16 protein-coding genes and 1 tRNA gene are annotated in these 21,511 nt (G+C 27.2%); 6 read left to right on the forward strand and 11 right to left on the reverse strand.

Annotation, left to right across the window (positions count from 1 at the left end):
• The 3 genes from Q0K19_RS11425 to Q0K19_RS11435 all read left to right on the forward strand — a co-directional run.
• A partial coding sequence (locus Q0K19_RS11425) for a class II fructose-bisphosphate aldolase (protein WP_297248044.1) occupies positions 1-188 on the forward strand: 188 nt, incomplete at its 5' end.
• A 213-nt stretch (positions 189-401) separates the two neighbouring features.
• Entirely contained in the window at positions 402-1,298 is an 897-nt protein-coding gene (locus Q0K19_RS11430) for an S-adenosyl-l-methionine hydroxide adenosyltransferase family protein (RefSeq protein ID WP_297248046.1), read from the forward strand.
• Positions 1,299-1,658: 360 nt separating this feature from the next.
• A complete protein-coding gene (locus tag Q0K19_RS11435) occupies positions 1,659-2,276 on the forward strand; it encodes a DUF1524 domain-containing protein (protein ID WP_297248048.1) in 618 nt (205 codons plus the stop codon).
• Between the two features lie 416 nt (positions 2,277-2,692).
• Here the strand turns inward: Q0K19_RS11435 and Q0K19_RS11440 are convergent, their stop codons facing one another.
• The 8 genes from Q0K19_RS11440 to Q0K19_RS11475 form a co-directional block, all read right to left on the reverse strand.
• Complete coding sequence (locus Q0K19_RS11440; RefSeq protein ID WP_297248050.1) at positions 2,693-4,357, reverse strand: ankyrin repeat domain-containing protein; 1,665 nt, start codon at positions 4,355-4,357, stop codon at positions 2,693-2,695.
• A 60-nt stretch (positions 4,358-4,417) separates the two neighbouring features.
• The gene (locus Q0K19_RS11445) at positions 4,418-5,179 is read right to left on the reverse strand and encodes a DUF4261 domain-containing protein (RefSeq protein WP_297248052.1); all 762 of its coding nucleotides are present in this window, start codon (positions 5,177-5,179) and stop codon (positions 4,418-4,420) included.
• Positions 5,180-5,197: 18 nt separating this feature from the next.
• On the reverse strand, positions 5,198-6,544 hold the full coding sequence (gene murF / locus Q0K19_RS11450; RefSeq protein ID WP_297248054.1) for a UDP-N-acetylmuramoyl-tripeptide--D-alanyl-D-alanine ligase: 1,347 nt from the start codon (positions 6,542-6,544) through the stop codon (positions 5,198-5,200).
• Positions 6,545-6,615: 71 nt separating this feature from the next.
• Positions 6,616-8,436 (reverse strand): family 10 glycosylhydrolase, encoded by a 1,821-nt coding sequence (locus Q0K19_RS11455; RefSeq protein ID WP_297248056.1) that lies wholly within the window; start codon positions 8,434-8,436, stop codon positions 6,616-6,618.
• 83 nt (positions 8,437-8,519) lie between these two features.
• On the reverse strand, positions 8,520-10,571 hold the full coding sequence (locus Q0K19_RS11460; protein WP_297248059.1) for a sugar-binding protein: 2,052 nt from the start codon (positions 10,569-10,571) through the stop codon (positions 8,520-8,522).
• A complete protein-coding gene (locus tag Q0K19_RS11465; protein ID WP_297248060.1) occupies positions 10,558-12,267 on the reverse strand; it encodes a peptidase S55 SpoIVB in 1,710 nt (569 codons plus the stop codon). Before Q0K19_RS11465 ends, Q0K19_RS11460 begins: the two co-directional genes overlap by 14 nt.
• 78 nt (positions 12,268-12,345) lie before the next feature.
• Complete coding sequence (locus Q0K19_RS11470) at positions 12,346-14,085, reverse strand: SpoIVB peptidase S55 domain-containing protein (RefSeq protein WP_297248062.1); 1,740 nt, start codon at positions 14,083-14,085, stop codon at positions 12,346-12,348.
• 25 nt (positions 14,086-14,110) lie between these two features.
• The gene (locus Q0K19_RS11475; protein ID WP_297248088.1) at positions 14,111-15,871 is read right to left on the reverse strand and encodes a SpoIVB peptidase S55 domain-containing protein; all 1,761 of its coding nucleotides are present in this window, start codon (positions 15,869-15,871) and stop codon (positions 14,111-14,113) included.
• Between the two features lie 181 nt (positions 15,872-16,052).
• On the opposite strand from Q0K19_RS11475, the gene Q0K19_RS11480 reads away from it, so the two are divergent.
• The 3 genes from Q0K19_RS11480 to Q0K19_RS11490 all read left to right on the forward strand — a co-directional run bounded on the left by Q0K19_RS11480 (position 16,053) and on the right by Q0K19_RS11490 (position 18,542).
• Positions 16,053-16,715 carry a bifunctional nuclease family protein gene (locus Q0K19_RS11480; RefSeq protein ID WP_297248064.1) on the forward strand — a complete coding sequence of 221 codons (663 nt, stop codon included), beginning with the start codon at positions 16,053-16,055 and terminating at the stop codon, positions 16,713-16,715.
• A gap of 76 nt (positions 16,716-16,791) precedes the next feature.
• Positions 16,792-17,964: a hypothetical protein gene (locus Q0K19_RS11485; RefSeq protein ID WP_297248066.1), complete on the forward strand. Its 1,173-nt coding sequence runs from the start codon at positions 16,792-16,794 to the stop codon at positions 17,962-17,964.
• 26 nt (positions 17,965-17,990) lie between these two features.
• Positions 17,991-18,542 (forward strand): hypothetical protein, encoded by a 552-nt coding sequence (locus Q0K19_RS11490; RefSeq protein WP_297248068.1) that lies wholly within the window; start codon positions 17,991-17,993, stop codon positions 18,540-18,542.
• Here the strand turns inward: Q0K19_RS11490 and Q0K19_RS11495 are convergent, their stop codons facing one another.
• The 3 genes from Q0K19_RS11495 to Q0K19_RS11505 all read right to left on the reverse strand — a co-directional run bounded on the left by Q0K19_RS11495 (position 18,543) and on the right by Q0K19_RS11505 (position 21,453).
• Positions 18,543-19,445 carry a carbohydrate kinase family protein gene (locus Q0K19_RS11495; protein WP_297248071.1) on the reverse strand — a complete coding sequence of 301 codons (903 nt, stop codon included), beginning with the start codon at positions 19,443-19,445 and terminating at the stop codon, positions 18,543-18,545. It lies immediately after the preceding gene.
• 19 nt (positions 19,446-19,464) lie between these two features.
• The gene (locus tag Q0K19_RS11500) at positions 19,465-21,369 is read right to left on the reverse strand and encodes a penicillin-binding protein (protein WP_297248073.1); all 1,905 of its coding nucleotides are present in this window, start codon (positions 21,367-21,369) and stop codon (positions 19,465-19,467) included.
• A 13-nt stretch (positions 21,370-21,382) separates the two neighbouring features.
• Positions 21,383-21,453 (reverse strand) — tRNA-Cys (locus Q0K19_RS11505).
• Between the last annotated feature and the right edge of the window lie 58 nt (positions 21,454-21,511).

A 21,511-nucleotide genomic window follows, 5' to 3' on the forward strand; every position in this document is an offset into this window, starting at 1 on the left:
GTGCAGTTTGTAAAATCAACATCGACAGCGATTCAAGACTTGCTATGACTGCTGCTATTAGAAAAGTATTCCATGATGATCCTAAAGAATTCGATCCTAGAAAATATTTAGGACCTGCTCGTGATGAAATGAAAAAACTTTATATGCATAAAATAATTAATGTATTAGGTTCAGACGGTAAAATTTAATAAAAATTAAAGGAGATATATACTGTGGGAAAACAACATAGAAAAGTAGTTAAACGCAAAAGAGCATTAAGAAGAATCAAAAGACAAAAAGATGCTCTAAATGCTAAAACTAAATAATCATTGAAAACAATTTTTTTAAGGGCATGAGTTAATTCTTATGCCCTTAATTATTTAACTAATCAAAATATATTACTTATAAAAATAGGAAATAAAATGAAAAAATATATATTAATATTATTATTTGCTTTAATAGTATCATGTACAAAAACAGTAGATAAATCACCTCTTGCACTTCAAACAGATTTCGGAAGAAAGGATAATGCAGTTGCTAGTATGTATGGAGTTGCTTTGACTGTAGATAAAGATTTAAAAGTTTATGATCTTACTCATGAGATACCTGCTTTTAATATTTGGGAAGCTGCTTTAAGACTAGATCAAACTGCTAGATATTGGCCTGAAGGTACTGTATTTGTAAATGTAGTAGATCCGGGAGTTGGTACTGACAGAAAATCTGTTGTTATGAAAACTACTAACAATTATTATTTTGTAACTCCTGATAATGGTTCTTTAACTTTTGTTGCTGAAAGTTTAGGTATAAAAGAAGTAAGGGAGATTGATGAGGCTGTAAACAGACTCACTAATTCACAAGAATCATACACTTTTCATGGCAGAGATGTTTATGTATATACTGGTGCAAGATTAGCTTCAAAGCAAATAACTTTTGAACAGGTTGGAAAATCTCTAGGTACTAATATTACTAAAATAGAATATCAAAAAGCAAAATTTGAAAACGGAAAATTCTCTGCTAATATTCCAATACTCGATGTACAGTACGGTAATGTATGGTCATCACTTCCTCGTCAATTAATGCTGGATAATGGAGTACAGGTTGGAGATATTTTGAATGTTTCTATATACAATCAAGGAAATTTAGTATGGAACGGAGAGGTTAAACTTGTCAATACTTTCGGAGATGTACCTGAAGGTGATAATATGGCTTATTTCAATTCAGAGCTTAATTTATCTGTTGCTGTGAATATGGGTAATTTCTCTGATAAATACAAAGTTTACAGCGGTCCTGAATGGAGTATGGAAATAATAAAAAAATAATATATACTAAAAATTTTTAAATTTGTCAATTTTTTTATTGTTCTTTTTCCCGCCGCAAAAAGAACCAAAAAGTGCAAGGATAAAATTAGTACCAAATAACTAAAAGATATTTTACATGTAATATAATTTATTCAATTAAAGCCAAAATGCAGCCTTTTTGCTTCTTTGTGGCAACAAAAGAAGTGGGGGTGTGGGGGCTAGTCCCCACAAATAATAAAATAAAAAAATAATTTTTGACAAAATGTAATTGTTTAGGTATTTTATAAAAAAGCTAAATATAAAATTGTTAGTATCGCCAAGTTTATTATATACTAATACAAAGATATCTAACAATTTTTATTAACAATAATAGGAACGACTATGGCAAGAAGAAAAAAGAAAAAATCATCTCCTTTACTTATATTATTCATTTTATTAATAGCAGCAGGATACTATTATTATAATAATATATACAATAAAAAAGAAATTTCAAAAACAGAAAAGCCCAAAAAAGAAACTGTTACTAGATACAACAGAGATGATTGGGGAGATTGGGCTGATGAAGATAATGACGGACTTAATACAAGACATGAAGTATTAGCCAGAGAATCATTAGTAAAACCTGTCATATCTAATAACAGAGTGATATCCGGAAAATGGTATGATAAGTTTACAGGAAAATATTTTACTAATGCAAAAGATTTAGATATAGATCATTTAGTACCTTTGAAAAATGCACATATCAGCGGTGCTAGTAATTGGGGTAAAGAAAAGAAAAATGAATACTATAATTATATGAAGAATGAAAATCATTTGGTAGCCGTATCAAAAGGTGCAAATCGTTCTAAAGGCGATAAATCCCCGGTAGAATGGCTTCCTCCTAATAAAGAATATCAATGCGAATATGTAAGAGAATGGTATAAAATCAAAACAGATTGGGGGCTTACAATAGAAGAAGGTTTTGATGAAGTGTCAAACAGAGTATGTAAAGGAAAATAATTTTTTATTAATATAATTTTTTAAACTTTACTATACTATAAAATAGTTTGAAATGTTTATACCTAAACAAATATATTTTGTCAATTTATTTATTTATTTTTATAAATGTATTATCAACTTTTTTGCCGCACAAAAAAGTTGCAAAAAACGCAATTACTATAACTTTATATTAAACATATACTTATTAAATATAGGATATAACCTAAATTTAGACTATAAATGCAGTTCTTTTGGTTCTTTTATACCAATAAAAGAACTGGGGGGCGGGGCAAAGCCCTGCAAATATTTCAATTTACAAAATTCATTTTTGACAAAATATAGTTGTTTAGGTATATACTCAATAACTTGTATATGCTTATCAAATAACAGTATTAAAAAAATCATACTCATACATAATTGTAATAAAAACTAATAATTTATTTATTATAGTCTTCTATAAGCTGTTCAAAAAATCCTTTTTCAACATCAATAAGTTTTACTCTGCTTGTTTGATTAAATTTCTGTGCATCTGATTTATAATTATAATAATACTCTTCATTTTGTACTTCTGCAAAATTAGTAGCTGATACTGAGATAAGATTAGATTTACCCATAGAAAATTTATCTAAATATAATTCATTATTTTCTATAATAAATGTGTAATAATATGTTTTACCGCTATAATATTGTTCTGCTGTAATATAGTTTCCTGATACAGCAATATTAATATCTCTTAAATATGTATATTGATAAAATGCATATTGTAAAGGATAAAAACCTGATACAAATGAAGCTTTATTATCCTCTTTTTTCCATATAGTTATATAATGAAAATATTTATCTTCCTCACTTGTAAAATCATCAGGATAATTTATATATTCCTGATTTAATATAGGAGTTCCTATAAACATATATTTATCATTAGTATCAGATTTAACAATAAACTCAGAAGTTGGTTCATAATAACAAATAGTATTAGCTAATTTAAAATTCTGAGCTGTTTTATTTAATATTTTTACAATCAAATCATAATAATTATTTCCTATAATAACAGTACCATTCAAATTTGTAGGACTTAAAACAGGAAAGTTATTTATTATTTCATCTCTTTCATCAGTATAATAACTATAATAATTCCAAATGTTTTCTAATTCTTGATTGTCTTGAAAACAATTAATATTAACATCAGCATTTTTTTCCAATAAATAATCAGCAATATCATAATTTTCTAAAAATGCACTATACATTAAAGGAGTTCCTATAGAACCATCCCTCATTCTATTTAGAGAATTAATATCCGCACCAAGATCCAGAAAATATTTTACTAAATCAATATCCTGATTATGTATGGAAGTAAATAATAAATCACTTTGTAAGTTATAATCAACTTTTTCAAAATTATAATCGTATAATATATCAAGCATTTTTTTAATAATATCCGAATTACCATTATTAACCATTAAGTCATATACATCTTTATAGTCGAAATATATTCCAGAGTCTATCAAATAATAAGCAATATCTGAATATTCTTTACTGCTAATATGATCATAAGATGTTTTTTTAAGATAATCATAAGATAATGTTTTAAATATTTTTTTACTTGATAAATCAATGCCATGCTCTACAATCCATTTTATTAAATCATAATAAATAATAGAGTCTGTACTGTATTTTATAGCAAGCATTAATGCATTATTACCATCTTCATCTTCAGCATTGATAGTTTTTATAAGTAAATCTCTTATAGGTTTTAATTTTTCTTTTTCTTTTTCAGTTTTTTCTTTTATTAATTCTTCATTTTCTTCATCATTTCCATACGACTCTAATAATTTATTAATTCTAACTAGAAGTATTTCATCAAGTTCTTTTTCTGTATATGATTTTATAGGGTATATATTTTTTCTTACTATAACATCATTTTTATTATCAATATTGTTAGTAACTATATTATTTTGATTTGTGATAATTGTATTCGTATTTTGGGCTAATGCGTTTGAATTGGTATTTACATTAGGATTTATATTGTTTTCTTTCTTTTCTTCGCTATTAGAACAGCTTATTAAAATAATTAAACTTATTATAATTAATACAAATCTCATAATACCTACCCTATCTATAATCTTTTCAAAGTATATATTACAGTGTCTTTATTGTCAAATCTATTGATTTTTATTTATATCTTTTAGACTCTTTTCAAGCATTATAAATTTATTATCAAAGAATTTAAACATTCCTATATAATCATCATCTGTCTGCATAGTATTGCCGTCTTCAAGATTAAGATTATTTTCTATAATGCTTCTTGATAATATCATCAATACCCTGATTATGCTTTCAACCTCTCTTAAAGTTTTATAAGCCATAATCTCATACTTACCGAAATTTTTAAGTCCTTCAGTATAGGCATGATTACCGTTATTATCTGAAAAAACATCAACTCTCACCCATAAACGGGTTGGAAAGTATTTATTATTTTTTATATATTCATTCATCTCAAATAAATAAGTATCTTTAGAAATAAGAATATTAATCTCCCCTATCAAAACGGCGGATACATTATTTACTTTTATTATAGAATAGCATACCTTACTGAAAGTTAAAGCAATATCTTTGAAATTAGTATTTTCACTATTAACCTTGATTGATAAAAATGATTTATGACTGAGTATTTTTTCTCTTGTTGCATTATCTATATCATTATAATTCATCAATATTTCAGCTTCATTGTCAGGTACATTGAATGGAGCAAGTTCATATTCAAAATCTATTGCTTCGATATTAAATGTATTTTTATTATTATGACTTACTACAGTTATATCTATATTCCAATCTTTTTTTAATTGTAATGAAAAATCATTAAATTTTTTATCGTCCAATAATATAAAAGCTATTACATGATTATTTTGTATTAAATTATTCATTTTTAAGCCTTTATTATTTTATATATTTTTTATAGAATCTATTATCACAGAGAATCCCATACCCAATGAAGCTTTTATTAACATTACAGTATCATCTTTCAAAAACTCTTTTACTTTATCTACAGCACTTTGAGCATTTTCAAAATAATATTTCTCGCAATTAACTGTATCGTAAATATCCTTTGAATGCTTTCCAACTGCTATAATAGCATCAATGTTTTTTAATTCATTTATAATTTTTCCTATATCTTTATGATAGCTTGAATTTTCTGTTTCTGTTTCAAGCATATCCCCTATTACAGCAATCTTTTTTGATTCGCTTCTTTGAGATAAAAACTTAATCATATTTTTTAATGCAGCAGGATTTGAATTGTAGCAGTCATTTATTACATTACATCCTTTTATATTAATTATCTGCATTCTGTTTTTTTGAGATTCATAAGTTATCAAAATATCTGCACATTTTTGTAAATCAACATTATAAAGTTCAGCTGCTTTTAATGCGGATAAAACATTATGCAAATTAAAATCTCCGATTAAATTATGTTTAAAAGTTATGCCTTTATACTCAAATGTATTATCATCTTTTTTTATTATTTCTTTTATATCAGCTTCTATTATATTTTTTATATTATTTCTACTAGCCTCTTTTTTTAATATATCAAAGCAATTAGTATTTTTATTAATTACAGCATTAGCATTTTCTCTAGTATGATTAAAAAGCTCTGATTTAGCTAATGCAATATTTTCTATAGAACCTAAATGAGCAATATGCACAGGCTCTACATTATTTATTATAACAGTATTCGCCTCTATAGCTTCAGATATTCTTAACAATTCATTTTTATGATTCATACCGGCTTCAATAACTGCTATCTCATAACTATTATCTAAATTAAATATTGTTTTAGGCACCCCTATTTCATTATTTAAATTGCCTTCTGTTTTTAATGCTTTATATTTTGTAGATAAAAAGAGATGAGTTAATTCTTTTGTAGTGGTTTTTCCGCAGCTCCCTGTTATTGATATCACAGGTATATTGAATTTTCTTCTGTATTCTCTAGCGAGCTTTATAAAGAAAAGTATTGTATCATCAGCATAAAAAACTACTGCATCATCTGGAAGTTTTATACTTTCATCGCTTAAAATAAAATATCTGCATCCTTTATTATAAGTTTCTAATGCAAATTTATTTCCGTCAAACTTCTCTCCTTTTATTGCCAAAAATAATTTACTCTCGTTAAAATTATCTCTGCTGTCAGTTGATATTTCTAATTCTAAATTTAACTCTTCTATATTTTTAGAACATTTAGAGTTTAATTCTTTTGTTACTGCAATTATATCTTTTAATAAAGTATTACCCATAATAATATTCCAATTAATTTATTTTGTTAACATAATTAAACCATATAAACAAATATTTGTAAACATTATATTTATCTATTTGTAATCATAATAGGCATGCTCTCATTATGAAGCCTATCTAAAGCAGTAATATAATAAATATAAGTTTTTTTAGGATTTGCTGTTTTATCATTATATACTACATTAGAAGCAGAATTAAAATTTTCTCTTCTTATTTTATCAATCAAAACTATATAATCTTCAGCAATATCTTTTCTGTATATAGAATAATAAACGCTTGTACCTTCTACAGCACAATTATATTTATCAGTTTTATATTCTCCTGAATCTGTGAAAGTAATTTCTACACTATTGAATTTATTTGTTATATAAAGATTAGTTAAACCTGAAGGTAAAGTATTTAAATCTTTCATAGTGTTCATAGTAGGTATTATAGACTTAAAAGGATAACTATTTTCTTTTAAATAATTCAAAGCCTTATAACCAAAACCTTTTGTATGAATATCATCTTTATACATATTTCTCATAGTGAAAAATACAGAACCTTTTATATAATTTCTGCCATTAGTTCTTATATAATCAACCTGTTTTGACATCAAATCTATATCCTGCCAAGGCTCCACATTAGTATCCCTGCCCATTTTATAAAGAGGATGTCCAACATATAAATCAGCCAATTTACCATTAGTAGATTTTTTAGCCTGTTCAATCCACCAATCAGCTATAATATCGAAAGGTGCTGTTTCATGTTTATCACTCCAATAAATCTGAGGTATTATAGCATCAACATACATTTTATTTATTCCGTCTTTTTCAGTAGCATTTTTTAATGATTCAGTTTTCTCACCATTAAGCATCCATAAAAGTACATCAGCATGCAAAGCATCAAAATTAGGATTATAAGACTGAGTATCGCTTCCATATTCATAACCATTATAATCTGAAAGTTTTTCTTTATTTCTCCAAACTCCTGCAGGCGATATAGTCCATTTTACATAAGGCTTTCTTGTTTTTATTTCTTTATATATAGAACTTACAAGAGTATTAATGTTATTTCTTCTCCAAGCATAAAGTCCATTAACTCCGTAATCATCATAATTTGTATTGGAAGGATCATAACCTTGACTAGATGCATACTTTGATGCACTTGCTTCATCAGGCCAATATTTGTATGTTTTATCATCAATCATATTCTGATAAAAATAATCATCAAAATGCACACCGTCTATATCATAATTTTCAACAACTTCCATGATAGAATCTATAACATACTTTGCACTTATAGGCTCGCCCGGATCTAAATAAAGTTTATTATCATACCAATGAATAGGTTTTAAATTGTTGGAATAGGCATATACATGAATAAAATTCTTTTTTGAAAACTGCTCTGCATAACTTTTATTAGTATCATAAGTTACGGCTATTCTATAAGGATTAAACCAAGCATGAACTTCTAAATTTCTTTTATGAGCTTCATCTATAATAAATTTCAGCATATCAGTTTTAAAAGGATAATCATCTGTTTCATTAGTAGAATCTTTTCCGAAAAAATATCTAGTAGTAGGATTTATCTTTGAAGGAAATATTACACCGGCATCAGGCTTAACCTGTACAAATACAGCATTGAAATTATTATTATATAATGTGTCTAAATATTTTAAAGCAAGTTTTTTCTGCTCCTCCTCACTTTTTCCCTCAAGAGGCCAATCCATATTATTTACAGTAGAAAACCAAGCACCTCTGAATTCTCTATATAAAGGATTTAAACTTCTATCATCATTAATATCCTTTATAAGCATAGTTTTCAAATTATCAGGAATAATTATTTCATTCTTTTGACAAGATGAAACATAAAATATAAATATAGATATAAAAATAAATAACTTTCTCATAAAACCAAACCTTATACATAAATAAAGGGCTCGTAAATTTATAAATTCACTAGCCCTATTAAAATTCTCTATCAATTAAATAATCATATTAAGAATGAATAATATTTAGTATTGCCGGCAGTATCCATTACCTCAATAGTAACAGAACCAGCATTAGCATCTTCTATATTAACAGTAAATACTTCATTCATAGAATCCAACATACCGTCATCAGGAACAATATATTTCCATTCGCCTGTTATAGTAGAATATCTTACTGTTTTTATGAAAGATAATTTATCTTCTACTCTGAAAGTAATTTTTCTATTTGCACCGCTTCCAGTAACATTGAAATCTAAAATTTCAGGAGGATCATTATCATATTTTACATTGAATACTTCTAAAGTTTTAGTTTTAGCAATGCTTATAGGATTATCGTATCTATCGCTTGCTGTTATTCTAAAATCATAAATTCCTGAAGGAAGTAAATAAGATTCAAATTTAAAATATGATGTTGATAAATTACTTGCCAATTTTCTATAATTTTTCTCGCCTTTTAATCTATATTCCAAATCATATATAAGTTTATCACCATTAGGATCACTGCCTTTCCAATAAATCATAGATTCATTTTCTTCTAATTGAGGATTTTTAGCTGTTGATGTAGAATCGTTCTGCTGAAGATAATAAGTAGTAAGTCCTCCATTTAAAACCTCAGGAGAAAGATTATTTTCAACATAACTCAAATCTATAGAATTTAATACAGGAGTAGTTTCTGTATCAGAAGTTGTCATTGTAACTCTAAACTGAATAAATCTTCCGTAAGGTAGATCTATTTTACCGTCAGCACTTACAGGAACAAAACTGCTCCAAGTATTATCAACTCTTGCAACATTTCCTGTTCTAACCTCAATAGATATAGAAGAACCGTTAGGAATAGTGGACATTGTACTTAAACTTCCTAATTTACTTAAAAGTTTTAAATCTAAACTATCGCTTGTAAAAGTACCTTTATCAGGATAAGTATGTTTTACTCTGTATATCTCGCCTGTTTTTGATATAGCAAAATAAAGTCCGTCATCGGAAACAGCGAATGTAGAAAGTATTTTATTTTTTAATCCGCCTATATATGATAAAAGTCCGTCATTTCCTCCGATTTTATATATATCAGCAGTATCTCCTGTAACAAAATATATATTATTATTGTTATCGCTGCTTAATGCTAAAACTAATGTTTGATTTAAGAAAAATAATCTTTGAACTGTACCATTAGTATCAGCTTTATATAAAGAGTTTCTAAATTCATTTTCACTTTCATCGGGTCTTTTATCTCCGTCTATTATAGAAGGAAGTATCAAATAAGCAGGCTGTCTTGTAGAAGTTCCAAAATATAAATTACCTATATTATCCATAGTTATAGCATAAACTTCATTTTCAGCAGTATCATAAAGAACATTGTATGAAGGATTTTCTAAATTTGTAGATAAATCAATAACTAATACTAGTCCTCTTCCTGCAGTACCAACATAAAGTTTATTACCATTTTCATCATATAATAAGGACATAGCATGCTGTTCTTCTGTTTTTAATACTTCTTTAATATTACCGTCAGATGAAATTCTTAATACTCTAGCATTATTTCCTCCGGCAGCAGCAAATAAATTTCCTTTATCATCGAACTTCATATCCCAGATATAAGTATCATCTAAAGTTTTTCTCCAAAGCTCATTTCCCTGACTGTCATATTTGATTATCTTTGCATAAGGACCTGTAGCGGCATATATATTTCCTTCACTATCAGCAATAACTGCAGTAAAAGCATTTTCACCTTTCTCTGAAGCAAATAATGTAAAGTTAGTATCATCAGCAGTTCTTTTATAAAGTTCAGCACCGCTTCCGCTTATAGCAGCAAACATACTGCCGTCATTAGCAGGATACATTTTCCATATATCTTTACCAGCAATTACACCATTCTGTTCTATTATAGGAGCTAATGTTAAGCTTCCTTGTTCTGTGAGCATTATTCCGTCATAAACACCATTATCATAAAAACCTTTTTTGTCGCTTGATAATGTTCTGGTAACAACTCCGAAAACATTCGCAGAAGATAATATTAATACCAGCTGCAAAGCAATTATAATCTTAACGATTTTCATATTTTCTGTCCCCTTCTATTCTTATATCTATTTTTTTCAATCCAATAATTGGATAAGGCATTTCATAATTTTTTATTATCACAGGATTAACAACTGCTTGTTTATCCGAACCTGCATAATCTGCCATAACTCCATACCTTGAAGAAGGCAATGTAGGATAAACACTGCTTCCTATTTGAATTCCTCTTGACTGTGAATAAAACCATATCTTCAAATTATTATAAGTATAGTTTTTATTATATATTTTATATATGTCTTCTTCGCTAGCCGGATAATATCTATTTGGAAATAATTCTTTATCTTTACTTTCAAACATATATCCGTCTGCTATATAAATAGTATAAACACCTGTTTTTAAATTATTAGGTATCTTTACAGGAATATCTATATAATCCTTTTTTTCTTCATATATTAAGCTTTTTAATCTTAAATGTATAGTATCTCCTGCTGAAACTCTAGGCTCTACAACAGATACATCGTCTAATAAAGCATATTTAAAACCAACATTCTGATTTACAGATATTTTTATTGATTTTATGCTGATCATATCTACTAGAGAATAAATAGGAGATAAAAAATCCATAATATCTTCACTTAATTCTTTATCTGATGAATAATTAAATATTTTAGAACTGCTTTTTATAGGCTCTTTTAAATCATCGCTTTCTATTTCATAATTTATAGTAAATACTCCTGTTGGCAATAATCTATTTGACTTATCCAAAACACTTGCTGATAACAAATCAGGAAATAAATCTTCATCATTAAGTATTCTATAATTATACTCTTTTTTTGGAAAACTATCATCTTTAATTTCTAACTTTATAGGTATCATCATATCAGGAGGTATATCACCGTATTTTCCTGCAATACCATCACTTGATCTATACAATGTATATCCCAAATAATTATTATACGGAGTAACTTTATTAAAAGAAAGCAGATATAGTGAACCCACAAAATTTACATAAGACCTTGATACAGGAGCCATAAATCTGCCAATATTATGTTCATTATCAATGTATGTTAAAAATTTCTCATCATCTGAATCTGTAATAGTAGCAGGAAAACCTAATATTATATCTCCGTCCATAAATGTAATAAATATAGAATCGCCTGAAAAAAATTTATTGTGCTGATTAGTATCAGAAATACTACCATACTCATAAGTAGATTCCAATATATCGATATAATTAGCATATTCTTCAATATATTTACCTTCAATATTAAAGGCAAAAAATCTAAGGTTTTTATAAACATTTTTTTTTGATAATGTAATATTAGTATGGCTATAATATGAATAATCGTATAATTTATGCATACTCTCAATAGGTTTTAACATAGCTGTAGAATCCTTATTAAACTCCCAATTATAATTTAAATATATTGCTCCTGCTAGCTTATTATCAAAATATATAGGAGAACCATTCATACCAACTGCAATTCCTGATTGTTCTAAATTCAAGCCTTCTGCTTCAACTATAATAGTTCTTCCTTCAGAAAGAACCTTAACCTTAAAAGGCTGTATATTAGTACCTTCAATAACAGTATATCCCACACCTTCCATACCTATTTTTATATCATTAGTAGATATAATTTCAGGATTTTTAGGAGGATAAGCTGGAAGATTTTCCTGTGAATATATATTTAATGATATAATAAATATTAAAATTATTATAAATATATTTTTTACCATTAATATTCTCCGTCAATATTGAAACATAATACAATATTTTTCATTATTTACAAGCATTATGATAAATACAATATTTTATCATTTGCGGCTTTCCTCTATTTTGATATCTATTTTTTTTAACCCTATTATATCATAATTAAGTTCATAATTCTTTATTACAGGTGGCGAATATGCATCTGAATCCATATTTACTGCAGTTATTGAATATCTAGAATAAGGCAATAAAGGATAAGAAGAATTCTCATCTTGCTGCTCATTCTGAGAAGGATAAAACCATATTTTTAAAGTATCATAACTATAATCACTATTCATTATCTTATATATATAATCCAAACTTCCTTCTGAATATTTATTAGGAAACAACTGATTTTCAACATCTTCATAACCATATTCATTTCCTATATAAATAGTATATGTTCCTGATTTTAAATTATTAGGTATTTTTAAAGGAATATCTATATATTCTTTTTGCTTACCATAAGGAACAACTCCTAACTTTAAATGAATAGTATCGCCTGCTGAAATCTTATTTTCCATAACTAATAAATCAGCCATAGAACCATACTGCAAATCTTTCTGATTCATAGAAATTTTTATTGATTTAATAGTAATATTGTCAGTTTTATTATTTAATAAAGTAAAAATAGGAGATAAAAATTTATTAATGCTATTTGCTAAACTTCTTCCGGATAAATTGAATACTTTATCGCTAATTTTTATCACATCTTTAAAATAATCAGTTTCTATTTCATAATTAATGGTAAATATTCCATCAAAAGATAATTCATTAGCAAAATTATAGATATTCATATTTATAATATTAGGAAATATATATGCATTATTAAGTATTCTAAAATTATACTCTTTTTTAGGAAAATTGCTGTAATTGATATTTAATTTAATAGGAATCATAACATTATCAGGCAGTTCCCCATATTTACCTGAAACACCATAAGGAGAATTATATAATGTATATCCTATATAATTAGAAGAAGGAGAAGAAGGATTTTTAAAAGATGCTTTATAACTAGGAAATATATAAGCTATAGAAGATCTTGATACTGGCACAACAAATCTACCAAGACTATCTCCAGCTTCATGCCCAAAAATTAAAAATTTATCATTATCCGTATGTGTAACAGTACCAATAGCACCAGCAGAAAAATCACCATCACTAAATGGCATAAACATAGAATCTCCAAATAAAAATTTATCATTAGTAGATGAAAAAGATTCCAAACTATTATCAGCTGATAAAATTTGAAAACCAATACTTTCAAATTTCTCTGAATACTCATCAATAGCGGACTGACTTATTCCTGAAACAAAAAGCGGAGTTTTATGAGAAGTATTTAAGTTTAAATTATTATAAGAAAAAGAAACATTATTATTAGTATTAGTATAATATGAATCATTATATAATTCATACATATACTCAATAGGTGTAATTTCACCTGTAGGATTTTTATTATATAACCAACCAAAAGCTAAAGCACCGGCTAATTTTCCATCAAAATATATAGGAGAACCGCTCATACCCTGAACAATTCCTGATTTTTTTAAATGATCATCTAAGAATTCTACTAAAATTCTTGTTTTAACAGAATATTTAGAAACAGAAAGCACTCTCACTCTGAAAGGTTCTATATTAGTTCCTTTAAATACAGAATATCCGACACCTTCCATACCCGGCTTTATATCATTTGGAGATATGAATTCAGGATTTTCAGGAGGATATTGAGGAACATTTTCTTGAGAATATAAATTCAAAGCAAAAATAAATACAGATATTATTATACATATTCTTTTTTTTATCATATATATCTCTCTCATAAATATAAAATCAGCGATTTTCGTATTTTCTAGCGCCTTCTATTATTATATCCAATTTCATTAATCCTAGTATAGAACTGTCCATTTGATAATTTCCATTAATAGGAGTAATAACTGCCGCTTTATCTGATGTAGCATTTTTAGCCATAGCTCCATATCTAGAAGATGGAAGTGTAGGATACAAGTCCTTACCTATTTGCACTCCTCTTGATGAAGAATAAAGCCATACTTTCAAAGCACTGTCATCATAACTTTTTCCATATATACGCTGAACATCATCTAAACTTCTTATTTCATATTTGCTAGGCATAAATAATTGCTCTGCATAATTAAATATATATTCATTAGCTGCATATATAGTATAAACATCTGTTTTTAGATTAACAGGAAGTCTTACAGGTACATCAACATATTGTTTTTCTTTTCCATAGGGAGTATATCCCAATCTTAAATGTATAGTTTCTCCGGCAACTGCTCTAGGCTCTACTAAAGTTATATCATTCAAAAAAACATATTCAAGTCCGGTTCTTTTAATAGATAATTTTACTGATTTTATTCCAACTCTATTAAAATTATTACGTATAAAGAAACTAACAGGAGATATCACTTGAGCTATAGCATCTTTAAATGCATCAGTAGAAGAATAAGATAATATTCTATTACTTACTTTATAAGGCTCTTCAAAATAATCTGTTTCTATTTCATAGCTTATGCTGAATACACCCTCTTCATTTTCTCCAGCTGCCGAACTTACAGCACTGTATATAGCCATGGAGAGTATATCTGAAAAATAAGCAGGATCATTTAATACTCTAAAATTAAAATCCCTTGTAAGAAAAGTCTGATCTTCTATTTCCACTTTTACAGGAACCATTACATTTTCAGGAACTTCTCCATAAACACCAGAAACACCAAAAGCTCCATCATAAACAGTATATCCTAAATAGTTAGAATAAGCATATCCAAGTTTGAATGAAGAAGATACTGAAGCTACTATATGATTAATATATGCCCTTGATACTGGTGCTATTATTCTTCCTTTTGACCACATAGAATGTCCAAAAAGAAGGAATTTTTCATCATCTGTATGAGAAACTGTACCTATTCCAGCTAAGGAAATATCTCCGTCAGCTAAAACTATAGCAACTGAATCCCCAAATAAAAATTTGCTAGCCTGATTTGTATCGGATACAGAGCCGCCTGCCTGCATAGGATAAAAACCTGACTTTTTAAAAACAGAAGAATATTCATTAAAAGCTTTACTGCTTATACCTGAAAACATTAAAGGAGTCTGAAGAGAATTATCATCTGCAAATCCCAACATAGGTGCTTTTGCATTAGTATCTTCATATAGTTTATACATTTCTTCTATAGGAGTAACACCTGCTATTGGATCTTTAGCATAATTCCATCCGAATGCCAATGCTCCAGCTATTTTACCATCAAAATATATAGGAGAACCGCTCATACCAGCAACAGTTCCCGAATGATCTAAATTAAGACCTTCACATCTTATAAGTATAGCATCACTATTATGCCATCTTTTTTTTAAAATAGATAATACCTTTACTTTAAATGGCTCTACATTTGTACCATGTATAACGGTATATCCTACTCCTTCCATTCCCTCATAAATCTCACTTATAGGTATAATTTCAGGATTTTCTGGAGGATAAGGAGGTAATTCTTCATTTGTTTGTGAAAATAAATTGAATGTAAATATAACTGATAATACAAAAATAAAGATTAATTTTTTTCTCATAGTTCCCATCATATTGTTAAATTATTTATAAAATTTAATACAAAAAACTTTATTTAAATTAAATAGTAAAATCATAATACATCAATTTTTAATTATACACAAGCATAATTATTAAATAAATTTTTCTTGACAAATAATATATATATATTAATATTATATTAAATAGGTATATAAAAAGAGGTTTGTAAAAGTGGTTGAAGCAAAAATACTTAATTTAGCAATTACAGATAAAGGTTTTGTAGTTATTCTAAAACCTGAAAAATCTGATAAAGTTGTACCAATATCAATAGCATATTTGGAGGCTCAGTCTATAATGTCCAGCCTTATAGGTTATAAAATAGAAAGACCTCTTACCCATGATATAATATATAGTATATTTCAAAATTGTAATATAAGATTAATAAATGTAATAATAGATAATGTACATACAGATACTTTCTTTGCTAAATTAGTTATAGAACATAATGCTAAAAATATATTCATTGATTCCAGACCTTCTGATGCTATAGCACTTTCTCTAAAATCAAAAGCTCCTATATTTATAGAAGAACATGTTATAGAAAAAGCAGGCATATTATTAGAAGAAAATGATAATTTAATGAAAGTAAAAGAAGGAATACCTTTTACCTATCAAAAATTTGAAAGAGATGAGCTTCAAGAAAAAAATGGTGATAACATATTCGTAAAAAAAGAACCTGAAGAAATTAACAATACAGATACTCAGCAATCAAATACAAATAATAAGAAAAAAAACAAAGAAGAATTGCAGAAATTATTAGATCAGGCCGTAAAAGAAGAAAGATACGAAGATGCTGCTAAATATAGAGATGAACTTGATAATTTAACAGAATAATATAAAATTTATTTTCTATTATTTAATTTCATATATTATATAAATAATAGAAAATAATTATAGTTATAGAGGATATATGAAACACTGTATTAAAATAATTTTATTTTTAATATTATTTAGCTATTCAGTAATATATTCAAAACCGTCTGATAAAATCAAATTTGAAGCAGGTGAACTTACAGAACTTGAATATGATTTCTTTACGAAAGTAGATAATGGAGAAACTAATGATTTAGAACTTCATTATGACGGATTTATAATTGCTTCGGGTATTACAGATGAAGATGAATTTAAATTCTATAGGCAAAAATTAAATGATATAAGAACACTTGCTAAAAAGGAATTATCTCAATATACAAAAGAAGGTGCATACGCATTCGGTAAAAGGCTTTTAACTTGGCTTTATACAAGCGGAACATTAAAACAATATTTTGAAACATCTACATTATTTCAGGATTTAATATACAAAGGTGAATACAACTGTTTAAGTTCAAGTATATTATATTCTTTATTGTACAAAGAATTCGGATTTAAGGTTACAGGTGTATTAACTTCAAGCCATTCATTTTGTACAATATATGCAGATGGTAAATCTGTTGATGTTGAAACTACTTTATCAAGAGGGTTTGACCCAGGACAAAAAGAAATAAGAAACACAGGAAATTCTACAATAGTTACTTTCGTACCTCAGGGTAATTATAGAGATAGAAACAATGTAGATATACTTACTTTAATAGCAACATTATATCCTAATTCTATTTCATTGAAAAAAATAGAAAAAGATTTAGAAAAACAGTTAGTCATGGCTAAAAAAGCATATTACCTTTCTCCAAGTACAAAAATGTATAATGATAATTTGGTTAATGCTTATAATAGATTGGCTTTAGATTATCTAAGTAAAAATAACTTTGAATCTGCATACAAAACATTAGAAGAAGCATATATGTTCGATTCTAATAATGCTATGACAAAGAATAATAGAATACATTATTATAATACAATAGGCACATCTTATTTGAGTAAAAAAGATTTTCCTAATGCTATAGAAACATATAAAATGGGAATATCTGATATTGGAGAAGGTGCTGATGTGTTAAAAAGAAATCTAAAAGTTTCATATTATAATTATGCTGTTACAGAATATAATCAAAGAAGATATAATAATGCCAGTGTTATATCTGAAGAAGCTTTAAAATTATTCCCAAATGATAGAGATTTTATAAGATTATTATCATCTATACCGAAATAATATAAAAATAATTCCGAATATATTGTATGAAATTTTATTTTACAATTATAATCTTTATTCTTATAACTTGTCCTTATAGTTTTGCTCAAAATAATTATAATCTTAATATAAAATTTAGAGTAATAGAAAAATTTGATAAAATTCTATCATCTGATAATAAAGAATATGTATTTTATATAGATGCAAACTATATTTTCACCGATGAAGGTAAAACTATATACAGCAATAATATATACAATATTCAAAATACATTAAATGATTTAGAAAGGCAGGAAAAAGAGGCAAAAACTCAAACAGAAAAAAATGCTATAAATCAAAACATTAGAATATATAAAGCATTGCTTGCTTATAATACTCCGCCTAAAAAATTTATTACATTATTAATAAATAGACAAATACATCAATATATATCTAAATATCCATCTAGTTATATAGATGATATGATGCAGAATAATTTGCAAGATTTCTATGATGATATAAGAAATAATATAGTATACAATGAAAAGTACACAGGTAAATTTACTTCCATAAGATTTCTTACAAAAGATAAATTCAGATATTTTACAGGAAGAACATGATTATAAGCTGTATTTAGATTTTACTTTTTCAATATCATATCTTGCTGTACCGCCTTTTACCTGAACCATCTCTTCAGATACGCTTGAAGCAAATTTCAATACATTATTAATATCAAGTCCTCTCAATATAGCATAACTTAAAGCAGCACAAAATGAGTCCCCAGCTCCAACTGTATCAATAACATTAACCTTATTAGAAGGATTAAATATATATTCATTATTATACAATACACTTGCACCAGATGCTCCAAGTGTGAGGAATATATAATCAATATTAAAATCTTTATTAATAGCCTTTAGTAATACTTCATTATCATTTGGCATAGAAGGATAAAAAAGCTCTTTTATCACAGCAAGCTCATCATCATTAATCTTTAATATATTTATAAACTCTAAAGATTCTTTTATCTTTTCTTTAGTATAATAATTTTTTCTGAATGTTACATCGCATACTTTATATTTCGCATTAATATTTTTGAATATAGTTTTTAATGTATTATAAGATTTTTCATTTCTTTGAGATAATATATTAAAATAAAATAAGTCATAATTATCTTTCAAAGCATTTTCTATATTGCTGTTATATTCTATATTATCCCATGCAGAATTTTCATGAATTATATAATCAGGTACTTTCTTCTCATTAAGAAAAACTGTAGCTTTTCCTGTTTCATAATCTTTTAAAGTTTGTATTAAAGATTTATCTATATTTTCATTATCAATAAAAGTTAAAGCATCTTTAGAATAATCATCATTACCCAATGCAGTTATAAATTTTAATTTATCATCTTTACTTAAAAGCCTTGAAAGCTGAAGAGAATAATTAAAAGGAGCACCTCCTATAACTGAAACATTATCATAAACATCATATAAAAGTTCTCCGAAAGTAAGTATATTTAACATAAATAAACTCCTTATTTTATTATTTATTCTCTTGTTCTTTAATAGGTGCTTTTAATGATAATCTTATAATAGAATCATTAGTAATAGATGTACCCGCCTCTGGTGCAAAGTCTGTTATATATCCTTCACCCTGTATCATTATTTTAGCATTATTATTTGATACAATATAAGATATACTATTTAAAGCATCTCGCAAAGAAAGCCCAGTCAAATTAGGCATAACATTATTTGTAATATTACTTGAATGAGGTACTAAACTTAAAAAATCATTAGTATTTATTGTATATATTTCTCCGTCAATAAGTCCCAAGTAAGGTATAATCTGATTCGCAATTTTGGCAAACAAAGGAGCTGCTACCCTACCCGCTCCCTGAGATCCCTGTCCTTGAGGGTCATCAAGCAATACAAGTATAGAAATTTTAGGGTCTTCTAAAGGAAAGCCCCCTACAAATATTGACTGATAATACTTTTCAGGTTTTTCTGATTCATTATTTCTATAAACTTCTGTTATTGCTGTACCTGTTTTACCAACAACATCTATATTAAGAAGATTAGCTCTATGTCCTGTAGAACCGGATTCAACACCTTTTCTAAGAAGAACTCTAGCTATTTGAGAATACTGTTCATCTATTATTCTAGTTCTTTTTAAATTATTAGTTGCACTTATTTTTTCTATGCCGTCATAAAATGAATCAACAACATGCATAGGTACTTTCCAACCTCCATTCAAAAGAGGTAAATAAGAAGCAGCTATCTGCATAGGAGTAACACTTAAATCATAACCTATTGCTAAATAACCTTTTGAAAATCTATGCCATTTATTTAAAGAGTGATATATTCCGCTCCATTCATTCTTATAAGGCCCTACACCTGTAGGCTCCCCGAAACCAAATCTTTTTAAATAATCATAAAAGAACTGATTATCTATTCTTTCAGCTATAGTTACAACGGCAAAGTTGCAGCTGTATTTCAATATATCATTAAAGGCTACATCACCATGTGGATAATCGCAATGTATTCTAGTTTGTCTGCTGTAATCATAATAACCTTTACAATGGAAAACTTCGTCGCTATTTACAACTCCCTGCTCTATTGCAGCAAGTTCAGCAAATATTTTCATTGTACTTCCCGGATATATTGTACTCATTATACTTCTGTCCATTCTCTCATTATTTACATAAATAAAAGGATTATTAGGATCAAATGAAGGATAAGAATAATTTGCTACTATTGAACCTGTATTAACATCTGATACTATAACAGTTACAGATTGCGGAGATTTTTCAGCTACAGTTTTTAGTACTTCATTTCTTACTATAGTCTGAACATCTCTGTCTAAAGTTAATACTATATCTTTTGGATTATCATTTTCTGAAGAAAGGATTGCTTCATAAGTGGCTTCAAGCCCAGCATAACCCTCTGTTTCTGTTCTATTCATATAGCCTATTACATGGGCAAATATATCTTTATAAGGATAAAATCTTTTATAGCTTTCTATACCATATATACTTTTAACATTATATTTATCTTTTATTTCTTTAATTTTTTTATAAGAATCCAAATTAATATTCTGTGCAAGCATTATAGTTCTTCTCTTAGTATTTAATAAATCAGCAAATTTTTCTTTTGTGATGTTTATAATATTAAATATTTGAGAATAAGCTTCATTGATATCTGTTTCATCATTGCCGTCTAAAGAAACAGACTCAGTATCTAAATAAATTGTATACGCTGGTATATTTATTGTAAGAGGACGCATTTTAGAATCATATATAGTTCCTCTTGGTCTATCGAGTCCTACTAATGATGATACAGATTTTCTTTCTTTTATAGTTAAATTGAATAATTGAATAAATATGGCTATTGTTCCTATAAAAAAACAAATAAGGAATAAATATAATCTTTTAACTCGGCTGTCATTCATAGTTAGGAAAATGAGGCGGCGAACGGATTTGAACCGATGATAAGAGTTTTGCAGACTCCTGCCTTACCACTTGGCGACGCCGCCATATTTTTAGATGTCATTAATAATATAATACAATTAATAAAAAGTCAATAGATATAAA

This window comes from uncultured Brachyspira sp., from assembly GCF_944393015.1.
In the GTDB taxonomy this organism is placed as follows: Bacteria; Spirochaetota; Brachyspiria; order Brachyspirales; family Brachyspiraceae; genus Brachyspira.